The sequence below is a fragment of the Bradyrhizobium tropiciagri genome (assembly GCF_018130505.1).
Classification (GTDB): Bacteria; Pseudomonadota; Alphaproteobacteria; order Rhizobiales; family Xanthobacteraceae; genus Bradyrhizobium; species Bradyrhizobium tropiciagri_B.
Genome location: NZ_JAFCKH010000001.1, coordinates 59,430 through 85,586 on the forward strand (window position 1 = coordinate 59,430; position 26,157 = coordinate 85,586).

The following is a 26,157-nucleotide window of genomic DNA, read 5'->3' on the forward strand; positions in this document are numbered from 1 at the left end:
CGCAAATCACGGTGATGCAGCACCGGAACTGCGAACGTGTTCGTTCACACCAAGCTATGGTTCAAATCGTACGGAATAAAGATTGTTTATCGCGCCATTCGCGCCTCGCGATGAGGCAGGCGCCCAATATTTGATCGGATGATCGGAACGAGGCTTGCTCGTTCCGATCATCCGCAAAGTTGATGCAGTCTCGCCAACAATCCGCCGTCTTCAGACGAAGAGGAAGTCGTGGCTGGTCAGGCTGGCGACGTTGACGTTCTTCAGCAGGATCGAATCGTCGGCCGACATCGTGACCAGAGCGTCGGTGCCGGACTGCGTGACCTGCAGATGGCTGTAGTCCGTGACCAGCGCCTTGGAGATCTCGATGATGTCGTGCGTGGCGGCATCACCGGCCTGGAAGTTGAAGATCTGGTCGTGGCCGTGATCGAACGCCACCGTCGTCGATGCCGGCGTCGCCGAGAACACGTCGTTGCCGTTGCCGCCCTGGAGGGTGACCCCGGACGCGACAGCGGTGACGTTGTGGACGCCGCTGGTGTTGTAGTCATCGAAGAACTGCAGCTGATTCGACGCGCTGTAGTTCTCGTGCTGGGTGAGGCCGTGCTGCCCGTTGAAGTTGAACAGGAACACGTCCCGCGTGCCGTCGGCGTTGTTGGCGACTTCCTGGGTCTTGGTGCCGACGCTGTCGTAGTAATCGGTCAGCTTGCTGCCGTCGCTGTGGACCACCTGCTGGTAGTCCAGCGTGCCGTCGGCGTGGGTCCGGTCGATCTCCGTCAGATTGCCGGCCGCATCCAGATGCTGGTGCTGCGTGGTGTAGGTCTGGCCGGTGATGTGGTAGCGGTAATTGTCCTGGCTGCCGTCGGCATTGTGGATAAAGGCAGCCGTCGCAACACCGTTGGTGTAGGAGGTCGTCGAATTGTAGCCGTCGGCCTTCTGCACCACCTCGCTGGTGATGACGCCGGAGTTGTCATACCAGTCCGTGGTCTTGTGGCCGTCCGCGGTCTGCACCAGCTTGAAGGCGAGGCTGTCGTCGGCATGGGTCCGCACGATGCTGGTGAGGAACCCGCTGGTGTCGTAGCTGTCGTGCTCGTTGGCGTAGGTCTGACCGGTGATGTTCGAGAGATAGACGTCGCGCGAGCCGTCGGCGTGGTAGTCGGTCTCGGTGGTCTTGACGCCTGCCGAGTTGTAGTTGGTGACCACACTGCTACCGTCGGGATTGACAATCTGGGTGTAGTCCAGCGTGCCGTCGGCATGATGGCGGTCCATCTCGGTCAGCTTGCCCGATGCATCGAGATGCTGATGCTGGCTGGCATAGCTCTGGCCGACGATGTCGTAGGAGTAATTGTCCTGGCTACCGTCGGCGTTGTGGATGTAGGCCGCCGTCTTCACGCCGTTGTTGTACGTCGTTGTCGAATTGTAACCGTTGGACATCTGCACCACCTCGCTCGTGAGATGGCCTGACGTGTCGTACCAGTCGGTGGTCTTGGTGCCGTCCTTGGTCTGGTCGAGCTTGAAGGCAAGGCTGCCGTCGGCATGCCGGCGCACCAGCGTGGTGAGGAACCCGCTCGCATCGTAGACGTCGTGCTCGGTCGTATAGGTCTGGCCGGTGATGTTGTACGTCCAGACGTCCTTTGAGCCGTCGGCATGACGGTCGGTCTCGGACATCTTGACGCCGCTGGCGTTGTAATTGGCGGTCGTGCTGCTGCCGTCGGGATTGATGACCTGGGTGTAATCGAGCGAGCCGTCGGCGTGGGTGCGGGTCACGGCCGTGACTTTGCCCGACGGATCAACGTGCAGGTGCTGCGTGGTGAAGCTCTGGCCGGTGACGTTGTAGGACCAATTGTCCTGGCTGCCGTCGGCGTTGTGGATGTAGGCCGCATTCTTCACGCCGTTGCTGTACGTCGTCGTCGAATTGTAGCCGCCGGGCTTCTGCACCACCTCGCTGGTGATGACGCCCTTGGCGTCGTACCAGTCGGTGGTCTTGGTGCCGTCCTTGCTCTGGACCAGCTTGAAGGCGAGGGAGCCGTCGGCATGCCGGCGCGCGATCGTGGTCAGGAAGCCGGTCGCGTCGTAGATGTCGTGCTCGGTCGTGTAGTTCTGGCCGGTGACGTTGTAGAGCCAGACGTCCTTGCTCTTGTCGGCGTGATAGTCGGTCTCGACCTGCTTGACGCCCGCGGCGTTGTAGGTGGTGATGACGCTGCTGCCGTCGCTGTTGTAGACCTGCGTCGAATCGAGCGAGCCGTCGGCGTGGGTGCGGGTCACCGAGGTGATCTTGCCGCTCGCATCGACGTGTTGCACCTGCGTGGTGTAGCCCTGCCCGGTGACATTATAAGTGGTGTTGTCCTGGCTGCCGTCGGCGTTCTTGACGTAGGCCTGGGTCTTGGTGCCGTTGCTGTAGAGCGTGGTCGAGTAGTAGCCGTTCGCCTTCTGCACCACCTCTTTGGTGACCACGCCTGCCGTATTGTAGGTGTCGGTGGTGCGGGTGCCGTCGGTGGCGACATGGATGAAGCTGCTTTTCACGCCGTTGGTATAGCCGATCGCGTCCGAGGAGCCGTCGGTGTGGGTGATGTTGGTCGTCATCGGCTGGCCACTGCTGGTCAGGCCGGTGTTCGAGGTCGAAGTCAGCTTTCCGGTCGAATCGTAGCTGCGGGTCTGGCTCCAGCTGGTGGCCTCATTGGTTACCGAGAAGGAGTAGCCGCCCTGGATCGCGGCCAACGCATGGCCATAGTGCGAGATGATGTAGTTCATCGTCGACACCGAGGCGACGGGCAGCACATGGGTGTCGGTCAGCGTGATCGACTGCAGCGCGCTTGCATCGTTGAGCTCGGAGAGCTGCGGCACGATCTCGGCGGCGGTGCCGCTCACCGTGGTCGGGTTCGGCGGCGTTGTCGGCGTCGTGTCGGGCGCGTCAATCTCGATGACGATCGGATGATCGCTGACCGGAATCGCGATGCTGTTGACGTCGGTGTAAGTCGCGATCGGCGTGGTGCCGCCCATCGTGTCGTAGACGTTGACGGAATGGTGCACGCCACCGAGGTTCACCGTAACCGTCTGCGTCGGATTGGAGATTTCGCTGTCGCTCGCATCGTTCCAGAGCTTCGGCTCTGCCCAGACGACGAGATCGTAGGTGCCGTTGCTCTTGCCGAGCACCATGCTGTTGCCGGTGGAGGGCATGTTGCTCAGCGTGTAGTTCAGCGGATCGGTCGGCTGATGGCCGCCGGTGCCGTCGTCGGCCAAAATCGTCGTCAGATTGTGGATGGCGGTCGCAGCGAGCTTCGGCGTGCCGTCGGAATTGAACAGGCCGTAATTGTTCTCCGGATTGGTGTCGCTCGCGGCCGAGTTGCGATCGAACAACTCGTAGAGATAGGTCGAGGAGACGCCGGCCTTGTAGGCATCGACCAGGGTGTTGAGGATCGATTTGGCCTGCACGGTCTGGTCGACGCCGAGAAACTTGGTGTCGGCCTGCGTCGTGTAGCCGGTCTCGGTGATGACCACGGGCTTGCCGGCCGCTGCCGACTGGACCGCGGCCAACGTTGCCGCAAGCGAGTCTTCCGGGTTGGTGCCCGTGCTGACATAGGCGTGGGCGTTGGTGTAGTCGGTCGAACTCGACATGTCGCCGAGCTGCTTGTAGCCCTGCGGATCGTTGTAGGCGAGCGAGAGATTGTAGACGGGAATGCTGGCGAGGCTGCCGTCGGCCTTCACCGCCTGATACAGCGCGCTCTGGAACGCGGCCGCGGCCTTGAGGCTCGAACTGCCGTTGTAGGAGAACGGTTGATGGTTGGCCTCGTTCAACCCTTCGATCGCGGTGATGCTGCCCGGATTGCTGGCAAGGAACTTCTCCAGCGATGCCAGGTAGGCCTGCAGCCCGGCGCTGCCCGATGAGGGAAGCGCCGACGACACGATGAAGTCGAACGTGTAGCCGGCGGCCGCGAGGCCTGCGACGACGGGCGCGGCCTGCGGACTGGTCGCCATCGCGTCGCGCAGATGGGTAACGCCGAGATATTTGAGATCATCGGTCATCATCGCGAGATTGTTGTAGCCACCCCACGCGAACCCTGCGTGTGTGTTCACGCCGATGGAGTTGATGAAGCCGCTGGCGGAGAGAACGGACTGGTCGGATGTCGACATTGCATGCTCGATTTTGGAGGCGAACGGAATTGTCCGCTGGCTTAGTGGTGAAGCGTCTACTTTGGGTATGAATTTCAGATAAAAATCGAAGCAGACGAAACCGGGCAGGCTGTTCCGTTGCGGAACTTTGCTGCCGCCGCCATCGCGCGATGAAGTGCATTCATCACGAAGCACGATGGCGTGACCAAGGCGCTTTCGAGATTTCTTCCGTGCAGGATCGCGTTTGCTGAAAATATGCGCAGGCTGATCACGAATTCACTCGCACAACACTACGCTTGCTGCTGTTTTAGCTGATGTTCACGACATTCGAGTGATCTCGGTCGTCCTTCGACGTTTCGAATTCATGTGCCATCTCGCGCGCACGGCGAATGCGTTTCCGCAATTCTACGGATAGACGAAACGACGATGCGGCGAAGAAAATTTATTTGTGCGCGGATTGTCGCATCGAGCAACCGACAGCGGCGTGATGCTCTCGTTCAGACGGGTGACATATCTTAGGACAATCATTGATTGAATCGACGTTGGCGCTGGCTCGATTCGACAGGAACTCTTAACCAACAGCGCGCACGGTCGCGTGCACAACCCGCTACGTTACATACGATTGCGGCGCGCCAGCATCAGGAAGTCGCCGCGCCAGGCGACGAGCGCCGTCAGCAGTCCGGCGGCGACGACCTTGCCCGCAAGCCAATACGCCGGCAGCGACGGCAGGGCTGCGAGCGAGGCGATCAAGGCACCGGCCACGGCGGCCTCGATCGCCAGCCGCCGGCGCAACAGGGCGCCGAACCTGACGGTCGGGCCGAGTGCGAACAGCAGGGTAAACGCGGTCGCGGCCGCCGCGCAGGCAACCGCGCCGACCGGCGACACGCCGATCTGGCTGGCGATGGCCGTACTCAGCATGACGAGCGCGAGTTGTCCGGCCGCGACCGCGACCAGCCGGACCGCCAGCTTCTCCAGATGCGGAACGACCGCGGCGGTGGCCTGCAGGTGGGTGTGCAGGAAGCAAAACAGCGCCACGACCGGCGCTGTCGCCTGGAACCCGGCTTGGCTGGCGAGCGGCAACAGGAGACGGCCGGCGTCCGGAATGAAGCCGATCAGCCCGCCGAGCAGCACGAGGGTGGTGCAGAGCATGAAGTCGAACATCCGGCCGGTGGTCTGCCGCGCCTTGAGCTCGCCGCCATGCTCGAAATCGCGCACCACATCCGGATAGCTGACGGTGTGGATCGCCGCGTTGAGCACCCAGAACGGACGCTGCAGCAGGTCGAGCGCGACCGAGAAGCCGGCGCCGGCGTCGGTGGCGCCGAGCTTGCTGATCACGATGAAGCGAAGCATCACCGGGACCGACAGATGCACCACGGAGGCGCCGGCGGCGAGCATGCCGTAGCTGCAGAACTCGGCCCAATGCGACAGCATCGTACGGAACGGTACGATCTGCAGCGGCGTGCGATGGGCGGTGGTGCCGACGAGGAGCCCGATGGCATGGCCGGCGGCGATGCCGAGCAGCGTCGCATGCGCGGTTCCGCCAATGAGCGCGCCGGTGACCGCTCCGCCGAGCACGGCGCTCGCGCGCAGCGCCATCAGGAACGAGGCGGTGCCGAGGCCGTCGGACAGCCGGATCGCCAGGAAGTAAAGATCGGTGACGCCCTGGAGCACCGCGATGGCAAGCCCGACCACGACGACTTCGCGCGCCAGCGAACTGAACAGCGACGCGCCGCCGCCGACGGCGACCAGCACGACCGCGCTCAAGCCGCCCGCGGCGAACAGCGATGCGCGCAGGCGCGCGGCTTCAGTTTCCTTTGCCGCCGCGAGGAAGCGCAGCCCGGCGAGCTGCAGCCACTCGAACATGAAGACGCAAAGCAACTGGCTCGACGCCAGCGCCAGCGAGAAGTTGGTGTAGTCGGCGGCGGGCAGCAGGTGGCTGCCCGCGAAGATCAGGACGATCGCAAGCAGGCTCTGGTAGACGTAGCCGGCAACGGCGAAAAGGCGGATCATGTCGGCCCTGAAGGTGCTTCGCCGGAGTTGCCGGCGGCCGGTCGAGCAATCTCAACCGGCGCGCAGCGACATCGCGGAGACCGGCATTGCCGATCCCGCCTCGCACAAGCGGTCGTACAGCTTCCTGTACTCGGTGACGACGTCGGCGAACGTCCACACATTGGTGGCGTTGATCAGCCGCTCGCTGATCTCGACGATCTTCTGCGGATCGGCGGCGATCGCGCGCATGCTGGTTGCCAGCGATTCCGGATCGGGATCGGTCAGCCAGCCGGTAACGCCGTGCTCGATCGCTTCCGGCATGCCGCCGAACGGCGTTCCGAGCAGCGGCCGGCCGGCCGCCTTGGCGTCGGCGACGACGAGCGGTCCCGGATCGTGCCAGATCGACGGCGCAACCACGACATCGACCGCGCGGTAGAAATCGTCGGGGGCGACGAAGCCCATGAACTCGACACGCGCCTCCGGCGCCAGCGCCTTGAGACGCTGCTGTTCCGGCTCGCTGACGCGGCCCGCGATCAAGGTACGGAAATTTTCGCGCGGCAGCATGGCGAGCGCGCGCATCAAATTCTCGATGCCCTTCTCCTCGGTCAATCGGCCGATGAAGCCGAAAGTGACCTCGTCGGTGCAGACCGGGCGCGGGTGTGGCGTGGTCGGCGGCGCCGTCGAGGCGTTGTGGATCACGGTGCGGATCGGCGTGTCGGCGAACAGGCCGAGGTCGGTGTGGATCGACAGCACGCGCTGGCTGACGCCGACCACGGCGCTGAGCCAGTGCGTGGCGCGGCGGCGATGATAGGTGAGCAGCTCGCAGGTCGGGCAGGTGTGCTCGCAGACCCGCCCGTCAGTGAACCGCGAGCAGCGCGGGCAGGTCAGGTAATAGTCATGGATGGTGTGAATCACGGGAACGCCGAGCTGGGCGGCGACGCGCCAGATCGCGGTGGTCAGTCCCGACAGATTGTTGGAGTGCAGAACGTCCGGCTTGAAGGTGCGGATGCGCTCGGCGACCATCGGCGCGAAGATCTGCCAATCCTCGACGCTGTGCCAGAGGCTGCGCAGCGCGACGTTGCGCTGTTCGGTGAACGGCAGATACACGTTGTGCACCGGCGCCGAATAGATGTTGATGCCGTTGCACTGCTCCGGCTCCTGATTTGGCGCCGACGCGGCGCGGATCACCTCGACCTCGTCGCCGTGGCCTCTGAGATCTTCGGCGAAGCGGCGGGCGAAGACCTCGGCGCCGCCGACCAGCTTCGGCGCTTTCGGTGTCGGGTAGAGTGAGGACGTCAAAAGAATCTTCATTTTCAATCTCTCTCGAGAATGCGTCCCGCACGGCGCATTGCACGCCGCCCGGTCCAAGGTTCGGACACGGCACTTTGCATCGACCAGCTACCTGGCTGGCCGCAATTCCAGGTCGGGAAGCGCACCGCCGACCGCGGTAATCAAAAGAGGCGTGCTTGAAACAGGCATCCACCCGCCCGACGCGGGCTCGGCGGACGCTTCGCAAGGTGTTTCAAAGGTCGCGTTCGGGACATCGCCCTTCAGGCGGACCTCGTAGTGACGGTTTTGATCCTGCGTCCAGACCGCGACCTTGTCGCCGTCGGCGCTCGAAGCCTTGATGGCGACGACGTCGCTCGAGAGCTTCTTGGCTTCGGCCGTGACGCTGGAGCGCACGAAAGCCCAGGCGCCGCGAACCGCGCAGGCCGCGGGCTTTGGGCTGTTGTCGAAGTGGTAGAGGCCGAAATTGTCCTCCAGCCCCGCCGGATTCTTTCCGCTGTCCTTGAGCTCGTAGATCGAGATTCCCTTGAGCCAGGACGAGGCGGTCGAGGCCCACAGGATCAGCTGCGCCAGATTGTCGGCCTGCACCTGCTCGCTGACGCCGCATTTGGCCGATGCCGTGGTCCAGCCGGCCTCGGTGACGTAGATCGGAAAATCCGGCTTGCCGCTCGCCTGCGTCACCAATTGGCGAAACGCCTGCAGCCGCTCGATGATCTCGCCGGCCGTGCGCCGGCTCGGCGCCATGCAGAAATTGTAAAGATGGATCGAGATGCCGTCGGCATATTGCAGGACGCCGCTCTGCAGCAACTGCTGCGTCCAGGCGAAGCCGGGATCGTCGGCGATCGCACCGACGACGAATTGCGCATTCGGCGCGACGCTCTTCACCGCCGGCCGCGTCACCTTGGCGAGCGCCAGGTAGTTTGCGACCGAGAAGCCGGCGGGGTCCTTCTTCGCCGCGCCGTTCCACTCGTTCCAGAGTTCGAACACCGGCTGCTGCTGCGCTACCGATTGCGCGGCGGCCGCCGCGTAGGCCGCGAACCGCTGACGCGCCTCGTCGGTGGTCGGCGGCATCGAGTTCGGAACGAGATGATGGCCGAAGGCGAGGATCAGGAACGGACGCCCGACGCCCGACTTGATCTGGCGTTCGAGCCGGCCGAGCTGCGGCGTGAAGCCCATCCGCTTGCCCGGTTGTTCGAAGTCCGACCACGGAAAATCGTCACGGAACGCGGTGAGGCCGAGCTGCCTGATCTGCTCGACATTGACCGCGGGCACATAGCCGCGCGTGCTGACCGGACCGCCCAGCCCCTGATGCGTTCCGACGCCCAAGACAAAGCGCTGGTCCAGCGGAAGTTGGTCCTGGGCGCTTGCCGTCTGTGCGGCGACGCCGAGCGTGAGCGCCATCGCAGCGACGCGGCATCCGTTCCACATCCGGGATGGCCTGGGGATTTTCGCGGTCATGTCGATAGCGGCCAGCAAGCTTTGCCCAATCCTTTCAGCGCTTCGCGGCACGGCTCCGCGTCGACGTGACTTCCGTCCCGGTCGCCGCAAATGCTCGCGCGCCGCAGTTACAAGGTGTTGGATAGGTTGGATTGCAGTTCGGTCTGCTGTCGCGACCGGGCGGCATCGCCGTGCAGGACCTCGATGTAGACCTGGCGCAGGCTGCGATGCGTCTTCTCGACGTCGTAGAGCTGCTTGAAGCGATCATAGCCGCGTCGCCCGAGCACGCCGAGATCGGCCTCGAGCAGCCGCTTGAAACCATCGGCGAGCTGGGTGGCCGTGACGGGCTCGCAAAGCACGCCGGTCACGCCGTCCTCGATGATCTCGGGCAGGGCGCCGATGCGGAATGCGAGAATCGGCTTGGCGGCGCGCATCGCCTCCAGCGCGACGAGGCCAAATCCCTCCCAACGCGAGGGGATGACGACGATGTCGGCGGCGTCGAGCTGGGCCTCGATCTGCTGCCGGTCGAGCCAGCCGAGCAGGAAGACGTTGGCCGGGACCTTCGATCCGTCGAACTTGCCGACCACCGCTGCCCCGACGATGCGTACATCCAGTACATCCTCGAGCGATCGCGCGGCGTCGAGCAGGAGATCGTAACCCTTCTGCCGGTCGAGGCGGCCGATGAAGAGAACCTTGGTCTTCCTCGTCGGCCAGCTCGCCGCGATGGTGCGCGGCTCCGGGCGATTGCGCGAGATGCCGTTGTGCACGAGGCTCAGGCGACCGGATGCAATGCCGGCGCGCACCGCCTCGGTGTGTTCGTCGCCGGAGATGCAGATGATTCGATCCGAGGTTCGAGCCAGCGCGTTCTCCGCGAACTTCGTCACCTGGTGGCTCAGCCGGCCGGTCTCGCGCGAGAACGCCCAGCCATGCGGGCAATAGATCACGCGCGGCCTGCGCGCGCGGGCGGCCAGCGCCGGGCGCAGCACGAGGCCGGCAAACGACGAATGCAGATGGACGATGTCCGGCTGCATGACATCGATCGCATGCAGGGTCGCGCGCAGCATCTGAAACAGTCCGGCCACGCTGCGGCCGGAGCGGTTGAACGTGGTGATCTCGGTGTCTTCGATGGCGACGAGGTCGCCGCGATGATCGGACGGCACCACATAATGCACGTTGCCGGCACCAAAGCTCGCGCGCTGCTGCGGATGAAGCTCGTTCAGGTAGCTCGCAATGCCGCCCCGGATCGTTTCAGCGACGTGCAGAACCTTGATCGGTGGTGTGGTGAGACCTGACACGGTTGATCCTTCGCTAACCCGAGCTCGATACAACTAAAGTGCATTTAGATGCGAAGCAATATTGTGGCCGCGATGTGGTGTTCTTGGGCCATCGTCTTTTGCCGCATCAATCACGACGGCTTCGTGAATTGAGGCGTATCATCACCGACTGTGACCGTTCGATGTGCGTGTTGTGATGAACTCATGCGCAGGATGATCAAAGTGCCGTCGTTTCGACGGAACTTGTCGATGCGAGCAGGATCGATGAATTCAATTGCAGATTGTTCGTGACAAACGGATGATGCGCAGTTGTCTTGCGTTCTCGCGGCAACGCAGGCGCATGTCGCTCATCTGTTGCTTGCGTGCACCGCTTTCGCGGCGATTTGCGCCGACAGGAACTGCATCAAGGCTTCCGCGGACTTTCGCCACGAAAACGCCGCGATGCGCTCGCGCTGCCTGTTTCGTTCGTCGTCGCTGATCGCGCCGGCTGCCAATCTTTCGAGCATGCGCTGGCGCAGCTCGCCGGCGTTAGTGGCATCAAAATAGGCAGCCGCATCGCCACAGGTCTCGCGCACCGCATCGGCGGTCGAGGCGATGACCGGACAACCGAACAGCATCGCTTCCAGCGGCGGAACGCCGAACCCCTCATAGAGACTCGGGAACACGAACGCCAAGGCACGCGCATAAAGTGCGGCGATCTCGTTGTCGCTCAACCGGCCCGCGAGAATGACGCCGGGATCCGCCACGGTTGCCTTGCCTTGAAACACCTTGCTGTTGTCACCGCCGACCACGACCAGCGGCACATCGGGACGACCCAAGCTCCGCGCCGCCTCGATCGCGAGCGAGATATTCTTGTTCTTGGTCATGGAACCGACGGAAAGAAAATATCGCTGAGGTGCGAGACCAAGGCGATCGAGGATCGCAAAATCCGGCTTTGTGGCGGCAAAGTGTTCTGCGCTGTTGGAGAACACGGGAATTCTCGCAGCCGGCAAGTTGAGCACGGCGGAGAGTTCGCGGCGTGAGAAGTCGGACACCGTGGCGATGGTCGCGCGGCGGGCGAGCAGCCGATCGAGGCTGCGATGAACCGCCAGATAACGCCAGCCGAAAAAGTCCGGCCGCCGAAACACCTGCGCGTCGTGAATCACGACGAGATGATTGGAATGCAGTACCGGGCCGGAATTCGCGAGGCTGATCAGCCGTCCGCCCGCGGCGGCGCGCGGAAGGTCGACCTGATCCCAGGCATGACCGTTCAACTTGCCGATATTGCGAATCCTTATGGCGTTGAGCGCAAGTTGCTCGCTGGCATCGAGTGGGGCGAGAACCGTCCATTCCGCACCACGAAGCGGCGCGGGCAGTTCCTCCGACGCCAGCAGCTGGTCCGTCGCCTTGACGATTTCCGCGGCATAACGCTGCACGCCTGTCAGCTTCTGCGAAAGAAAGCGGCCATTGATGAAAATCTTCAAGTCGTTGCCTCTTTGGATCGGTGCGTTGGGAAGCACATCGGGCCCGCGCGATCAATCGCCGTTTGCGCAGGCATGCAATTTCGATACACAGCCTTTGCGCGAAATTTGATCATTCGGTTGTTCGATTCACAGATTCACCAAATTGTTGTCGTGACCACGTGCGCAAACGCGTCTTTGGTTCGTGCCGCACACGGCATCAAGCGCGCCTGAGTGCTCGCTACAGTGATCATGTCCGGTGATCGCTGCACGGATCGGGCCATGATGTAAGCGCGCAGAGAGCAATCTTGAGGCACAGAAATATGACGCGCGGAGAATGCCGTTCACTCGTCCTTGTTCGGTCACTTTCACAGGGATGAAGTGGTTGGCGTTTAAGACGTGCGCCGGCGGAACGCGATGTCGATGGTAGACATCATCTTGGCATCGTTCTTGCTCAATCAAATCATGATTCACGACAGGACTTGAGGCATCGATGAACCGACGAATTATTCCCCTGATCATGTGCGGCGGTGCGGGCACCCGGCTGTGGCCGGCCTCGCGCGAGGTGCACCCAAAGCAGTTCCTGTCGCTGTTCGGGGCGCGCTCGACCTTCCAGGAGACGCTGCTGCGGGTCTCGGACACGGCCTCGTTCGAGCGTCCGATCGTGATCACCAACGAAGCCTATCGCTTCATGGTGCTGGAGCAGCTCGCCGAGGTCGGCCTCGAGGCCGACGTGCTGCTGGAGCCGATGCGCCGCGATTCGGGTCCGGCGATTGCAGCCGGCGCCGCGTTTGCGCAGAACCGCGATGCTGACGCTATCGTGCTGGCGCTCGCCGCCGATCACCTTGTGCGCGATACCGCGGCCTTCGTCGCGGCGTGCCGCGAGGGGCTGGCGGCGGCCGAGCAGGGCCGCATCGTCACCTTCGGTGTCCGGCCCGAGCGGCCCGCCACCGAATACGGCTACATCAATCCGGGCGAAGTTGTTGCCGGTGAGGTGCGTGCCGTCGCTCGCTTCGTCGAGAAGCCGGATGCGGCGACCGCGGCGGGCTATATCGATGCCGGCTATCTCTGGAACAGCGGCAACTTCATGTTCCGCGCCTCGATGCTGCTCGACGAGTATCGCAATGTCGACGCCGACAGCGTCGCCTCGGTCGAGGCGTCAGTTGCCAACGCAGCGCGCGATCTCGGCTTCGTCAAGCTCGATGCACCATCCTTTGCTGCCGCGCAGGCGATCTCGATCGACTACGCGGTGATGGAGAAGACCTCGCAGGCGGCTGTTGTGCCGGTGGCCTGTGGATGGTCCGACATCGGCTCGTGGCGCCAGGTCTGGGAGCTTTCCGACAAGGACAGCCAGGGCAACGCGGCGCGTGGTGCCGCGGTGTTCGAGGATTCCCGCAACTGCAACGTCGTGACCGACCGCGCGCTGGTCGCGCTGGAAGGCGTCGACGATCTCGTCGTCGTCGCCACCCAGGATGCCGTGCTGGTGTCGCGGCAGAAGGACGAGGGCGGACTGAAGCGGCTGGTGAGCAAGCTCAAGGCCATCGCGCCCGAGGTGACCGAGAGTCATATCAAGGTGCACCGGCCCTGGGGTTCGTATCAATCGGTCGACAATGGTGACCGTCACCAGGTCAAGCGTATCATCGTCAGGCCGGGCGGACGCCTCAGCCTGCAGAAGCACCATCATCGCTCCGAGCACTGGATCGTGGTGCGCGGCACCGCGCAGGTGACGGTCAACGAGCTGGTCAAGACCGTGCACGAAAACGAATCGATCTACATCCCGATCGGCGCGGTGCACCGGCTGGAGAACCCCGGCAAGATCCAGCTCGAGCTGATCGAGGTGCAGACCGGCAGCTACTTCGGTGAGGACGACATCGTCCGCATCGAGGACGATTATCAGCGCGCGTGAGCTCACAGGAATCGTGATGCGATCTCAGGATCGCATCACGGTCCGTTCGCGTCGGGTGTCTCAGGCGTAGCCGTTCGGATTGCTGCTCTGCCAGCGCCAGTGATCGGCGCACATCGTCTCGAGCGACCGGACGGCCTTCCATCCCAGCAGCCTGGTCGCGTAGTCGGTCGCGGCGTAATAAGCGTCGATGTCGCCGGGGCGGCGCGGCTTGATGTCGTAGGGGATCGGCCGGCCGCTCGCGGCCTCGAAGGCCCTGATCACGTCGAGCACGCTGCTGCCGGCGCCGGTGCCGAGATTGACCGCAAAGCATTGCGGCGTATCGAGCAGCTTCAGCGCGGACACGTGGCCGTCGGCCAGATCCATCACGTGGATGTAGTCGCGCACGCCGGTGCCGTCGGGTGTGTTGTAGTCGTTGCCCCAGATGTTGAGTCGGTCGCGGCGCCCAATCGCGACCTGCGCGACGAACGGCACGAGATTGTTGGGAACGCCCTTGGGGTCTTCGCCGATCAGGCCGCTCTCATGCGCGCCGACCGGATTGAAGTAGCGCAGGATCGCGATCCCCCAGCTCGGATCGCTGACATGCTGGTCACGCAGCATCTCCTCGATCACCAGCTTGGTGCGGCCATAGGGATTGACCGCCTTGAGCGGGTGCTGCTCGGTGTAAGGGAGGAACTGCGGCGTGCCGTACACGGTCGCCGACGAGCTGAACACGATCTTGCGCACGCCGGTTGCACGCATGGCGCGAAGCAGCCGATGCGAGCCGATCACGTTCTGGTCGTAATATTCCAGCGGCTCGGCGACGGAGTCCTGCACCGATTTCAGGCCGGCGAAATGCATCACGGCGGTGCAGCCGTGCTCGCTTAGCGCCTTCTCGAGCGCGGCCTGATCGCGCACGTCGCCCTCGACGACGGCGAGTGGCTTGCCGCAGATCGCCTGTACCCGGTCCAGTGCTTTGGGGCTGCTGTTGGAGAAATTGTCGAAGACGACGACGTCCTCGCCCGCCGACAACAGGGCGACGCAAGCGTGTGAGCCGATATAGCCGGCGCCACCGGTGACCAGGATCATGCGATGTCTCTGCGTTACGCGACGGCGATTTTCGCATCGTCGCGCCATACATAGCATTGCGCATTTTTCGACGCCAAGTGCTGTTTGCGTGCGCGTCGAATATGGTCAATGCATAGGTTGCAAGTTCACAGGTTTTCTAGGACGGGGATCGGGAGCATCGATCGCAGCATGCCGATCGTTTGGGTTAACGCCGCAATGCTTCGGCGGTTCGATCGCAACTTGAACGCTCGGGAGCCATCAGCTCGCCGATTGTTCGGGCAGCTTCTTGAAGCGGCAGATCTGGTCCTGCAGGATCATCATCACGAGCCGGCCGGCGCCGATTCCGCAGAGTCCGCCCACCGCCTTCACCAGCGCATCGAGCACACGGCCGTGGCGATCGGGCGTCAGCAGCTGCATCGCCTCCAGCGCGAACGCGCTGGTGAGGACGATCACGACGATCGGCAGGATGCGGCGCGGATAGCCCATCACGAGCGCCAGCCCGAGCAGCGTGAAGGCGATGAAATGCTCGAACTGCGGGCTGCCGATGGTCGGCCGGTCTTCGATCGGCGACAGCGTGACGAACACGATGAAGGCGAGCGCCAGCCAGCCCGCAATACGAAACAGCTTTTGAGTCATAATGGAGAGGGGTAGGCGACGGGCGCGGCGGCCGCAACCGGCAAGCCCCGGCGAGGGGTGGTTTGCCGCGCCGATCCGCTATTATCGTTAATACCGGCGCCCCGGGATCCGGCGTGCCCGGCTGTTGCAAATCTGCTAAACCGGCAAATGACCAAAATGTAACATTTCGCGGCTCCACCCGTTCATAGCCCGTTCACAGCCGGAAGCCTCATTTGATGACGGAATTCGCAATGCTCACCCTCGGAGGCCAAGGTGCGTCTGCTCGTCGTTGAGGATGATCCGGATCTGAACCGCCAGCTCACCACCGCGCTGACGGATGCCGGCTATGTGGTCGATCGCGCGTTCGACGGCGAGGAGGGGCATTTCCTCGGTGACAGCGAGCCCTACGACGCCGTCGTGCTGGATATCGGCCTGCCGAAGATGGACGGCATCTCGGTGCTGGAAGCCTGGCGGCGCAACAAGCGGGTGATGCCGGTCCTGATCCTCACCGCGCGCGACCGCTGGAGCGACAAGGTGCAGGGCTTCGACGCCGGCGCCGACGACTACGTCGCCAAGCCGTTCCATCTCGAGGAGGTGCTGGCGCGCATCCGCGCGCTGCTGCGCCGCTCGACCGGGCATGCCCAGGTCGAACTGGTCTGCGGCCCGGTGATCCTGAACACCCGCACCAAGCGCGTTTCGGTCAACGGCAATCCGATCAAGCTGACTTCGCACGAATACAATCTGCTCGACTATCTGATGCACCACACCGGGCGGGTGGTCTCGCGCACCGAACTGGTCGAGCATCTCTACGACCAGGACTTCGACCGCGACTCCAACACCATCGAGGTGTTCGTCGGCCGTATCCGCAAGAAGCTCGAGGTCGACATCATCCAGACCGTGCGCGGCCTCGGCTACATGCTGGCGTCGCCGCCCCCGGGCGCTTGATCGTCGCGCGGGCATCGGCATCATCAGCGCATCTCTTGTTTGGCATGATCGTTTCGGAAAGCCGGTGTCCACTTTTCCGGATCATGCTCTAAGAACGGGATTCGCCATGTCGAGGCCTGCTGACATGATCTTCGAGACCGTGCCCTGATGCGCGGAAGCTCCCTTGCCACCCGCCTGTTCGTCTCGGCGACCGCCTGGCTGGTGGTGATCCTGGCGATCACGGGCGTCATCCTGTCGTCGGTCTATCGCGACGCGACCGAACGCGCGTTCGACCGCCGGCTCAATCTCTATCTGCGCACGCTGATCGCCGAGGTGGCGACGCCGGACGAGCCGGCCGACCGCCAGTTCCAGTCGCTCGGCGAGCCGCTGTTCGACCTACCGCTGTCGGGCTGGTACTGGCAGATCACCCGCACCGATACCGAGAAAAGCGAGACCCGCGCCTCACGCTCGCTGTGGGACAAGAAGCTGCCGAGGCTCGAGGAGCACGGCGCGGATCTGACCGCCGCCGGCGTCCGGCTCGGCTATGTCGACGGGCCCGAGGGCCAGAGCCTGCGCATGGTGGAACGTCCGGTCGACCTCGGCGCCGACGGCAAATTCCTGGTCAGCGTCGCCGGCGATGCCACCGAGATCTTCGACGAGACGCGCAGCTTCGATTATTACCTCGGCGGCACCTTCACCGCGCTCGGCGTTGTGCTGCTGCTCACCACGATCTTCCAGGTCCGCTACGGCCTCGCGCCGTTGAAACGCATCTCGGACGCGATCGCCGACATCCGCTCCGGCCGCGCCGAGCGGCTGGAAGGTCAGTTTCCAGTCGAGATCGCGCCGCTGGCGCGCGAGACCAACGCGCTGATCGATGCCAACCGGGAAATCGTCGAGCGCTCGCGCACCCATGTCGGCAATCTCGCCCATGCGATCAAGACGCCGTTGTCGGTGATCGTGAACGAGGCCGGCGCGCATGCCGCCGATCCCTTCGCGAGCAAGGTGCTGGAGCAGGCCACGGTGATGCGCGACCAGGTCGCCCATCACCTCGAGCGCGCGCGGATCGCCGCCCGCGTCACCATCGTCAGCACCATTACCGAGGTGGCCCCGGCGATCGAGGCGCTGCGCCGGACCATGGAGAAGATCCATCGCGATCGCGACCTCTCGATCGAGGCCAAGGCCGATCCGGCGGCGCGCTTCCGCGGCGAGCGGCAGGACCTCGAGGAGATGGTCGGCAATCTCGTCGACAATGCCTGCAAATGGGCGGACTCGCAGGTCCTCATCGAGGTCAGCGTCGAACCGGCGAAGGAGGCGGGCGCCGGGCCCAGGCTGCATATCGTGGTCGATGACGACGGCCGCGGCCTGTCCGAAACCGAGCGCGCCCAGGTCTCGCGCCGCGGCCAGCGGCTCGACGAATCCAAGCCCGGCTCGGGGCTCGGGCTGTCGATCGTGACCGATCTCGCCGGGCTCTATGGCGGCCGTCTCACACTGCTGAATGCGCCGATCGGCGGTCTGCGGGCGGAGCTCGTGCTGCCGGGGGTCTAGCTCCGCCGCGCCGGTCGCCGGGCTGTCATTATTCCTAAACGGCTTCTTAACGCGGACCCTTTTAAGATCGGGGTTGGACGCGCTGCTGCGCCTCCGCGGGGCACCCGGGCTTTCACTTACCAGGCGCATGAGCCAGAAATCGACCGAGCGGCTGAGAGATTATCTCGCGCAGCTTCCGCCGCAATCGCAGGCGCTGCTGATGCGCGAGCTCGAGCGCGCCGTCGAGCGCGGCGAGGACATCGCCGTCGCCAACATGGTGCTGGAGCAGCTGCGCAAGATCGTCCGCGGCGCCGAGGAAGACGACGAGATCCCGCCGCGCACCGACGATCCGGCCCGGCTGCTGTTCCGCCCGCTCGAGCCGTTCCTTGTCGAGACCAATTTCCCGACCCGGCCCGGCCAAATAAAGCGCGCCTCGCTGCTGGCGGTCTGGCAGTGGCTTGCCCGCGAGGGCGCGCCGGCAGCGGCCCGCGACTTCGAGGCGGAGCTGGCCGCAGCTTCCGAAAACGGTCCAATGGAAGCCGCCGCGCGCAAGTTCCAGGCCGTGGCCGCCGAGGCCATCGTCAAGCTGGCGAACCCGGCGCAGGGCGACGACCGCCAGCGCGCGTTGTCGCGGGTCGGCCCGCCCAGCGTCGTCGAGGACCTGGTGCCGATCGGGCTGGTGCTGCAGGCGCGCGAGGCGCTTGAGACGCTCGGAAACCGTCTGCCGGCCCAGATCCGGGTGTTCGCCGACTCCCAGATCGCGTCCGCCACCGACGCGCTCAAGGTGCCGTCGCTGCAGACGCCGCAGCTGTTGCCGTTCGCGCTGTCACTGATCGCCCAGCGGCTGGTCGCGCCGTGGCAGATCATTCGCCTCGCCATCAAGATGGCGGGCTCCGACGATGAGCTGCGGGTCTTGGCAACGCCCTATGGTGTCGCCGTCACCATCGCGCTGCATGATCTGTCGTTCGTCGCGGCCTGCCTGCGCACCGACATCAGGCGCGGTCATTTCGAATATGTCGGCGACCAGCTCAAGACCCTGCATGACGGCGTCCGCGGCCTGCGGACCGAGCTCGATCTACGCAACGACTCCACCTGGGGCCGCCAGCTCACCTCGGTCCGCGCCGACACCTCGAATGCATTGCAGTCAGAGATCGAGAGCGTGCCGGGCCGGGTCCGCCGCATCCTGCGCCAGCGCGCCGACAAGGATATTTCCGCGGGCGCCAAGGTCGACATGTCCGAGGTCGAGGACACCGCCGCGCTGATCGATTTCGTCGCGGTGTGCCGCACCTATGCCAGCGAGCTCGCCATCAACGAGGTGACGCTGCGGACCTTCTCGGATCTGCAGCATTATGTCGAGCACTCGACCGAGGGGCTGGTGCAGTCGCTGCGCGGCGGCGATGTCCGGGTGCGCGCCTACCGGCAGCAGCAGGTCCAGGCCGCGATCCGGTTCTGCGAGGTGCTGTTCGGGCACGACTATGCCTCGCTGATGAACCGGGCGGCCGAGAATGCCGTGACCGGCGAGCGCAAATCCTCCCGTGCCGGCTGAATTATGCTTAAACAAGAGCTAAAACGCGGTGACGCTTCAGCTTGATCGCATTGCACTTTAGCGCTCCCGGAAGCGCCGGCCGAACGTCCTGCTTTCCCCGCCTCATCGATCCAGTAATTGTCAATTGCCGGGCTTAGTGCCGGTAGTGTAAAGCGATTCTAAAGCGGCTCACCTGAAGCCGCCGTTCCACCCGGGAACCGCTTGATGACGCTGTGGTTTGTGTTCGCGCTGATGACGGTCGCGGCGATCTTTGCCGTGCTGTGGCCGCTCAGCCGTCGCGGGCGCACGGAGAGTGGCGGCAGCGAGGTCGTGGTCTATCGCGACCAGCTTGCCGAAATCGACCGTGACATGGCCGCCGGGATCATCGGCGCGGCGGAGGCGGATGCCGCGCGGGTGGAGATCAGCCGGCGCCTGCTCGCGGCCGCCGACCAAGGCGGGCGCGAGGGTCCGGTCAAAGGTCATCTCAGGTTGCGGCGCGCGGCGGCGGTCGTCGCCCTGGTCGGCTTGCCGGTCATCGCCTCCGGCTTCTACCTCACGCTCGGCTCGCCGCAGCTCGGCGATTTTCCGTTGTCCGAACGCAGCCGGGTCGCCGACGCCAATCAGCCGCTGGCCAATCTGGTCGCGCAGGTCGAGGCCCATCTGGAGAAGAACCCGACCGACGGGCGCGGCTGGAACGTGCTGGCGCCGGTGCTGTCGCGCCTCGGCCGCTACGATGACGCGGTCCGTGCCTATCGCAACGCCATCACCTATGCCGGCGACACCGCCGATCGCCGCGCCGCGCTTGGTGAGGCGCTGATGGGCACGGCCGGCGGCGTCGTCACGGCGGAAGCCAAGACCGAGTTCGACCGCGCCGTGGCGCTGGATGCCGATGAGGCCAAGGCGAACTACTTCCTCGGCATCGCCGCCGAGCAGGACGGCCGCAAGACCGACGCCGCCGCGATCTGGCAGAAGATGCTGGCGAAGGCGCCGGCGGACGCGCCGTGGCGGCCGCTGGTGCAGGCCGCGCTGGTGCGCGTCGGCGGCGTCGCCGCCCCGGCGCTCCCGGAAGGCGCGATGGCGGCGGCCAAGGACATGAGCGAGGCCGAGCGCGGCTCGATGATCCAGGGCATGGTCGACCGGCTGGCGACGCGGCTGAAGCAGAATGGCGACGACGTCGAGGGCTGGCTGCGGCTGGTGCGCGCCTACCTCGTGATGGGCGAACGCGACAAGGCGATGAGCGCGCTCGGCGACGCCCGCCAAGCCGTCGCCAAGGACGCCGAGCGCTTGCGTCAGCTCAATGAAGGGCTGAAGAATCTCGGGCTGGATGGATAACGCATGACGCCGGATGGGCAGCTGATTTCGGAGAACGTCGTGCGCAAGGATGGACCATGACCAGGAAGCAACGGCGTCTGACATTGATCGGCTGCGCGCTCGCGGTGCTCGCGATCGCCGCGGGGCTGGTGCTGAACGCGCTGCGCGATTCCATCGTGTTCTTCTCGACGCCGTCGATGGTCGCCGAAAAGCACATCGGCCCCGGCAAGCGCTTCCGCCTCGGCGGCCTGGTGGAGACCGGCTCGGTCAAGCGCGGCGACAATCTCGCCGTCACCTTCACCGTAGCCGACGGCGGCGCGACGCTGCCGGTCGCCTTCAAGGGCATCCTGCCGGACCTGTTCCGTGAAGGGCAGGGCGTCGTCGCCGAGGGCGCGCTCGATGCATCGGGCGTGTTCCGCGCCGACACCGTGCTGGCCAAGCATGACGAGACCTACATGCCGAAGGAAGTCGCCGACGCGCTGAAGAAGCAGGGCCATTGGAAGGACGACTACGGCAAGCCGGGCGCACAGCCGAGCGCCTCGGCGGCCCCGACCCAGGGAGCGATGCGGTGATCGCGGAGAGTGGACACTATGCCCTGGTGCTCGCGCTGGGCCTCGCGCTGATCCAGTCCGTCGTGCCGCTGCTCGGTGCGCGTTGGCGCGACGCTGCGCTGATGAACGTCGCGCGCTCGACCGCGCTCGCGCAATTGCTGTTCGTCGCGGCCTCGTTCGCGGCGCTGGTGACGCTGCACGTCACTTCGGATTTCTCGGTCCTCAACGTCTACGAGAACTCGCATTCGCTGAAGCCGCTGCTTTACAAGATCACCGGCGTTTGGGGCAACCATGAAGGTTCGATGCTGCTGTGGGTGTCGATCCTGGCGCTGTTCGGCGGCCTCGTTGCCGCCTTCGGCAACAATCTGCCGCTGTCGCTGCGCGCGCATGTGCTGGCGGTGCAGGCCTGGGTCGCCAGCGCCTTCTATCTCTTCATCCTGATCACCTCGAATCCGTTCCTGCGCATCGCCAACCCGCCGCTCGAGGGACGCGACCTCAATCCGGTGCTGCAGGACATCGGCCTCGCCGTGCATCCGCCGATGCTCTATCTCGGCTATGTCGGTTTCTCGATCTCGTTCTCCTTCGCGGTCGCCGCGCTGCTCGAGGGCCGCATCGATGCCGCCTGGGCGCGTTGGGTGCGCCCGTGGACGCTGGTGGCCTGGATCTTCCTGACCCTCGGCATCGCGATGGGCTCTTACTGGGCCTATTACGAGCTCGGCTGGGGCGGCTGGTGGTTCTGGGATCCGGTCGAGAACGCCTCGCTGATGCCGTGGCTCGCCGGCACCGCGCTGCTGCATTCGGCGCTGGTGATGGAGAAGCGTAATGCGCTGAAGGTGTGGACCGTGCTGCTCGCGATCCTGACCTTCTCGCTGTCGCTGCTCGGCACCTTCCTGGTGCGCTCCGGCGTGCTCACCTCGGTGCACGCCTTCGCCACCGATCCGACGCGCGGCGTCTTCATCCTCTTGATCCTCTGCGTCTTCATCGGCGGCAGCCTTTCGCTCTATGCCTGGCGCGCCTCGGCGCTGAAGCAGGGTGGGCTGTTCGCGCCGATCTCGCGCGAGGGCGCGCTGGTGCTGAACAATCTGCTGCTGACCACGGCCTGCGCCACCGTGTTCATCGGCACGCTGTACCCGCTGGCGCTCGAGGTGCTCACCGGCGAGAAGATCTCGGTCGGCGCGCCGTTCTTCAATTTCACCTTTGCGCCGCTGTTCGTGCCGCTTCTGATCGCGGTGCCGTTCGGGCCGCTGCTGGCCTGGAAGCGCGGCGATTTGCTCGGCGCGGCGCAGCGGCTGCTCGCTGCCGGCATCGCCGCGCTGCTGGCGATCGCGCTGGTGCTGGCGTGGACCTATGGCGGGGCGACGCTGGCCCCGGTCGCGATCGGGCTCGCGGTGTTTGTGATCGTCGGCGCGCTGTGCGATCTCGCCGAGCGCATCGCGCTGTTCCGGGTGCCGCTGCCGATCTCGCTGCGCCGGGCGCGCGGGTTGCCGCGCGCGACCTGGGGCACTGTATTCGCGCATGCCGGCCTCGGCGTCGCGCTGATCGGCATCGTCTGCGAGACCACCTGGAACAGCGAATATATCGGCGCCATGAAGCCGGACGACGTCGCCAGGGTTGCCGGCTACGAGTTGAAGCTCGACGGCCTGACGCAGCGGCAGGGACCGAATTTCCGCGAAATGCTGGCCCAGTTCACCGTCAGCCGCGACGGCGAGAAGGTCAGCGTGATGACGCCGTCGAAGCGCAACTTCACGACCCGCGGCGCGGCGACGACGGAGGCCGCGCTGCTGACCCGCGGCGCGAGCCAGCTCTACATTTCGCTCGGCGACGCGTCGGCCGACGGCGCGATCGCGGTGCGCATCTATCACAAGCCGCTGGTACTGCTGATCTGGTGGGGACCGGTGCTGATGGCCTTCGGCGGCGTGCTGTCGCTGTCCGATCGCCGCCTGCGGGTTGGTGCGCCGAAGCCGGCCAAGGCGTCGTCTCGCGCATTGCAGGCGGCCGAATGATGCACTCACGCAGCCTCCTTGCCGGCATCGTCGCGATCACCCTCGCGCTCGGCGCGCTGCCGGCCCATGCCGTGCTGCCCGACGAGGTCATGGCCGATCCGGCCAAGGAGGCGAGGGCGCGCGACCTGTCACGCGAACTGCGCTGCATGGTCTGCCAGAACCAGTCGATCGACGATTCGGAAGCGCCGCTGGCGCGTGACCTTCGCCTCCTGGTGCGTGAACGCATCGCGGCCGGCGACAACGACCGGCAGGTGATCGATTTTCTGGTGGCCCGCTACGGCGAATTCGTGCTGCTGAAGCCGCGCGTCAACGAGCACACGCTGCTGCTCTGGCTGACCCCGCCGCTGGTGCTGCTGCTGGGCGGTTTCGCGCTGTGGCGGTTCGGCCGGCGCAAGGGAACTCCCGCTGATGGCGAGGCCGGTTCCGCCCCGGCATTGACTGCCGAGGAACAGGCACGGCTGGAGCGCCTTTTGGCGGTGGATTCCGCGCCGGAACAGCGCGGTTAGTTCCTCGATAACCCCTTCTTTTGGCTGCGCTATTCTGCCGCATGCGCGGCCGCCTTAATTACCAAAGTTTAATTCCGCATCCAGCCCGCTGTAAGGCTGATGACGCCATGTTCAGACGCATCAGGTGCCTGCCCCCCGCACCGTTGATTCTGGCCTGGAGATTTCAAGCAATGACCGACCGTCCCGACCTCTCGACCCTTCCATCCTACAAGGCGCCGAAGCGCTCGCTGTTTTCCGCCCGCAAATTCGCGCTGATGGCGTCGGTTGTCGCCGGCCTCGGCGTCGCCGCTTACGGCCTCAGCCCGTCGCATAATCCGGGCGACCTGTTCTCGACCCCGGCGCATGCCCAGGTCAACAACGAGGTCCGCAAGGTTCAGCAGCCGGTCGGCTTTGCCGACATCGTCGAGCGCGTGAAGCCGTCGGTGATCTCGGTGAAGGTCAACATCCGCGAGAAGGTCGCGAAGGACGACGGCAATGACGACTCGCCGTTCCAGCCGGGTTCGCCGATGGAGCGCTTCTTCCGCCGCTTCGGCGGTCCGGATGGTCTGCCCCCGGGTCTGCGCGGCGGACCGCGCGGCGGCGGCGTCGTGACCGGCCAGGGTTCCGGCTTTTTCATCTCGGCTGACGGCTACGCCGTGACCAACAATCACGTCGTCGACGGCGCCGACAAGGTCGAAGTCACGACCGATGAAGGCAAGACCTATTCCGCCAAGGTGATCGGCACCGATCCGAAGACCGATCTCGCGCTGATCAAGGTCGAGGGTGGCCCGAACTTCCAGTTCGCCAAGCTGTCCGACACCAAGCCGCGCATCGGCGACTGGGTGCTGGCGGTCGGCAACCCCTTCGGCCTCGGCGGCACCGTGACCGCGGGCATCGTGTCCGCCTCCGGCCGCGACATCGGCAACGGCCCGTATGACGACTTCATCCAGATCGATGCGCCCGTGAACAAGGGCAATTCGGGCGGTCCGGCGTTCGACATGTCGGGCGAGGTGATGGGCGTCAACACGGCGATCTACTCGCCGTCCGGCGGCAGCGTCGGCATCGCGTTCTCGATCCCCGCCGCGACCGTGAAGAGCGTCATTGCGCAGCTGAAGGACAAGGGCTCGGTCAGCCGTGGCTGGATCGGCGTCCAGATCCAGCCGGTGACCTCCGACATCGCCGACAGCCTCGGCATGAAAAAGGCCGAAGGCGCGCTGGTGGCCGAACCGCAGGCCAATGGCCCGGCGGCGAAGGCCGGCATCGAGTCGGGTGACGTCATCACCGCCGTCAACGGCGAGCCGGTCAAGGATGCGCGCGAGCTCGCCCGCACCATCGGCGGCCTGTCGCCCGGCAATTCGGTGAAGCTGAACGTGCTGCACAAGGGCTCGGACAAGGTCGTCAACCTCACGCTCGGCCAGTTGCCGAACAACATCGAGGCCAAGGCCGACACCGACAAGGGTGGCAAGGAGTCGTCCCGCGGCACCGACGTGCCGAAGCTCGGCCTCACCGTGGCGCCCGCCAACAGCGTGGCCGGCGCCGGCAAGGACGGCGTGGTCGTGACCGAGGTCGATCCCAAGAGTGCCGCCGCCGAGCGGGGCTTCAAGGAAGGCGACGTGATCCTCGAGGTTGCCGGCAAGACCGTCGGTACCGCTGGTGAGGTGCGCGATGCGATCACCGCGGCGCGCAGCGACAACAAGAACAGCGTTCTCATGCGCGTGAAGAGCGGCGGTTCGTCGCGCTTCGTGGCAGTGCCGTTGGCCAAGGGATAACTATCTATGAGTTGGGAAGTGTCGCCGGCATCAGTCGCCCCCGCCGACGGCGCTTCTCGGGGGGCGGGCGCCCCGCCCGCTCCCTCTGTTGCCTTTCGATGGAATACGCCCCCCTCCGTCGGAAGGTCTCAGGGCGGTGAAGTCCCCCAGCTTCACCGCCCACTTTTCTCGCCTCCGCGCGATACCGCGGCAGCAAAACTCCGAGATTACGCGCGGTCGTCTTGCATGTGCAGGCCGGCCGCGCCATGCTGACAGAGGGCCAATTTCCGTGACCGCAACCGCTCCGCAAATGCGCATTTTGATCATCGAAGATGACCGCGAATCCGCCGACTATCTGGTCAAGGCATTTCGCGAAGTCGGCTACATCGCCGACCTCGCTGCCGATGGCGAGGAGGGGCTTTCGATGGCCGAGACCGGCGAATACGACGTGCTGGTGGTCGACCGGATGCTGCCGAAGCGCGACGGGCTGTCGCTGATCGGAAGCCTGCGCGACAAGGGCAACCGCACGCCGGTCTTGATCCTCTCGGCGCTCGGCCAGGTCGACGACCGCATCAAGGGCCTGCGCGCCGGCGGCGACGACTATCTGCCGAAACCCTATTCCTTCGCCGAACTGCTGGCGCGCGTCGAGGTGCTGTCACGGCGCAATGTCGGCCCGGCCGAGGAGACCGTCTACCGGGTCGGCGACCTCGAGCTCGACCGGCTCTCGCATCGCGTCGCCCGCGGCAAGGACGAGCTGACCCTGCAGCCGCGCGAGTTTCGCCTGCTCGAATACCTGATGAAGCATGCCGGACAGGTGGTGACGCGCACCATGCTGCTGGAGAACGTCTGGGACTATCATTTCGATCCGCAGACCAACGTCATCGACGTGCACATCTCGCGGCTGCGCTCCAAGATCGACAAGGGCTTCGAGCGGCCGCTGCTGCATACGATCCGCGGCGCGGGATACATGATCCGTGACGGCATCAGGTAG

General features: G+C 65.0%; 19 protein-coding genes. 10 read left to right on the forward strand and 9 right to left on the reverse strand.

Translation table 11 applies throughout. The annotated features are described in order from the left end of the window. Positions 1-210 precede the first annotated feature (210 nt). The 7 genes from JQ633_RS00280 to JQ633_RS00310 all read right to left on the reverse strand — a co-directional run bounded on the left by JQ633_RS00280 (position 211) and on the right by JQ633_RS00310 (position 11,554). The gene (locus JQ633_RS00280) at positions 211-4,125 is read right to left on the reverse strand and encodes an RHS repeat protein (RefSeq protein WP_211981134.1); all 3,915 of its coding nucleotides are present in this window, start codon (positions 4,123-4,125) and stop codon (positions 211-213) included. 74 nt (positions 4,126-4,199) lie between these two features. Continuing rightward, positions 4,200-4,376 carry a hypothetical protein gene (locus tag JQ633_RS00285; protein WP_211981136.1) on the reverse strand — a complete coding sequence of 59 codons (177 nt, stop codon included), beginning with the start codon at positions 4,374-4,376 and terminating at the stop codon, positions 4,200-4,202. 340 nt (positions 4,377-4,716) lie between these two features. Then, the gene (locus JQ633_RS00290) at positions 4,717-6,114 is read right to left on the reverse strand and encodes a hypothetical protein (RefSeq protein ID WP_211981138.1); all 1,398 of its coding nucleotides are present in this window, start codon (positions 6,112-6,114) and stop codon (positions 4,717-4,719) included. A 51-nt stretch (positions 6,115-6,165) separates the two neighbouring features. Then, on the reverse strand, positions 6,166-7,404 hold the full coding sequence (locus JQ633_RS00295; RefSeq protein WP_211981141.1) for a glycosyltransferase family 4 protein: 1,239 nt from the start codon (positions 7,402-7,404) through the stop codon (positions 6,166-6,168). A gap of 87 nt (positions 7,405-7,491) precedes the next feature. Further along, the gene (locus JQ633_RS00300) at positions 7,492-8,838 is read right to left on the reverse strand and encodes a hypothetical protein (protein ID WP_249158663.1); all 1,347 of its coding nucleotides are present in this window, start codon (positions 8,836-8,838) and stop codon (positions 7,492-7,494) included. Between the two features lie 107 nt (positions 8,839-8,945). Further along, positions 8,946-10,112 carry a glycosyltransferase family 4 protein gene (locus JQ633_RS00305; RefSeq protein WP_349631496.1) on the reverse strand — a complete coding sequence of 389 codons (1,167 nt, stop codon included), beginning with the start codon at positions 10,110-10,112 and terminating at the stop codon, positions 8,946-8,948. A 326-nt stretch (positions 10,113-10,438) separates the two neighbouring features. Further along, positions 10,439-11,554: a glycosyltransferase family 4 protein gene (locus JQ633_RS00310; RefSeq protein ID WP_211981143.1), complete on the reverse strand. Its 1,116-nt coding sequence runs from the start codon at positions 11,552-11,554 to the stop codon at positions 10,439-10,441. 469 nt (positions 11,555-12,023) lie between these two features. Here JQ633_RS00310 and JQ633_RS00315 point away from each other — a divergent pair, with 469 nt between their 5' ends. After that, entirely contained in the window at positions 12,024-13,436 is a 1,413-nt protein-coding gene (locus JQ633_RS00315; RefSeq protein ID WP_211981144.1) for a mannose-1-phosphate guanylyltransferase/mannose-6-phosphate isomerase, read from the forward strand. Between the two features lie 60 nt (positions 13,437-13,496). On the opposite strand, the gene galE is transcribed toward JQ633_RS00315, so the two are convergent. Together galE and JQ633_RS00325 are read right to left on the reverse strand one after the other, a co-directional pair. After that, positions 13,497-14,501: a UDP-glucose 4-epimerase GalE gene (gene galE / locus JQ633_RS00320; RefSeq protein WP_211981145.1), complete on the reverse strand. Its 1,005-nt coding sequence runs from the start codon at positions 14,499-14,501 to the stop codon at positions 13,497-13,499. A gap of 237 nt (positions 14,502-14,738) precedes the next feature. Further along, complete coding sequence (locus JQ633_RS00325; RefSeq protein ID WP_211981147.1) at positions 14,739-15,116, reverse strand: VanZ family protein; 378 nt, start codon at positions 15,114-15,116, stop codon at positions 14,739-14,741. 252 nt (positions 15,117-15,368) lie between these two features. On the opposite strand from JQ633_RS00325, the gene JQ633_RS00330 reads away from it, so the two are divergent. The 9 genes from JQ633_RS00330 (at position 15,369) to JQ633_RS00370 (ending at position 26,157) form a co-directional block, all read left to right on the forward strand. Next, positions 15,369-16,040, forward strand: coding sequence for a response regulator transcription factor (locus JQ633_RS00330; RefSeq protein WP_211981150.1), 672 nt, complete (start codon positions 15,369-15,371; stop codon positions 16,038-16,040). Between the two features lie 147 nt (positions 16,041-16,187). Next, the gene (locus JQ633_RS00335; RefSeq protein ID WP_211981152.1) at positions 16,188-17,564 is read left to right on the forward strand and encodes a sensor histidine kinase; all 1,377 of its coding nucleotides are present in this window, start codon (positions 16,188-16,190) and stop codon (positions 17,562-17,564) included. A 127-nt stretch (positions 17,565-17,691) separates the two neighbouring features. Further along, positions 17,692-19,089: a hypothetical protein gene (locus tag JQ633_RS00340; protein WP_211981154.1), complete on the forward strand. Its 1,398-nt coding sequence runs from the start codon at positions 17,692-17,694 to the stop codon at positions 19,087-19,089. 204 nt (positions 19,090-19,293) lie between these two features. Continuing rightward, the gene (gene ccmI / locus JQ633_RS00345) at positions 19,294-20,400 is read left to right on the forward strand and encodes a c-type cytochrome biogenesis protein CcmI (protein ID WP_211981162.1); all 1,107 of its coding nucleotides are present in this window, start codon (positions 19,294-19,296) and stop codon (positions 20,398-20,400) included. Positions 20,401-20,456: 56 nt separating this feature from the next. Then, on the forward strand, positions 20,457-20,951 hold the full coding sequence (gene ccmE / locus JQ633_RS00350; protein ID WP_211981164.1) for a cytochrome c maturation protein CcmE: 495 nt from the start codon (positions 20,457-20,459) through the stop codon (positions 20,949-20,951). Continuing rightward, entirely contained in the window at positions 20,948-22,933 is a 1,986-nt protein-coding gene (locus tag JQ633_RS00355) for a heme lyase CcmF/NrfE family subunit (protein WP_211981166.1), read from the forward strand. The genes ccmE and JQ633_RS00355 overlap by 4 nt, the downstream gene beginning before the upstream one ends. Further along, the gene (locus JQ633_RS00360; protein WP_211982696.1) at positions 22,933-23,439 is read left to right on the forward strand and encodes a cytochrome c-type biogenesis protein; all 507 of its coding nucleotides are present in this window, start codon (positions 22,933-22,935) and stop codon (positions 23,437-23,439) included. Before JQ633_RS00355 ends, JQ633_RS00360 begins: the two co-directional genes overlap by 1 nt. A 170-nt stretch (positions 23,440-23,609) precedes the next feature. After that, a complete protein-coding gene (locus tag JQ633_RS00365) occupies positions 23,610-25,187 on the forward strand; it encodes a Do family serine endopeptidase (protein ID WP_211981168.1) in 1,578 nt (525 codons plus the stop codon). A gap of 289 nt (positions 25,188-25,476) precedes the next feature. Beyond that, on the forward strand, positions 25,477-26,157 hold the full coding sequence (locus tag JQ633_RS00370; RefSeq protein ID WP_211981170.1) for a response regulator transcription factor: 681 nt from the start codon (positions 25,477-25,479) through the stop codon (positions 26,155-26,157).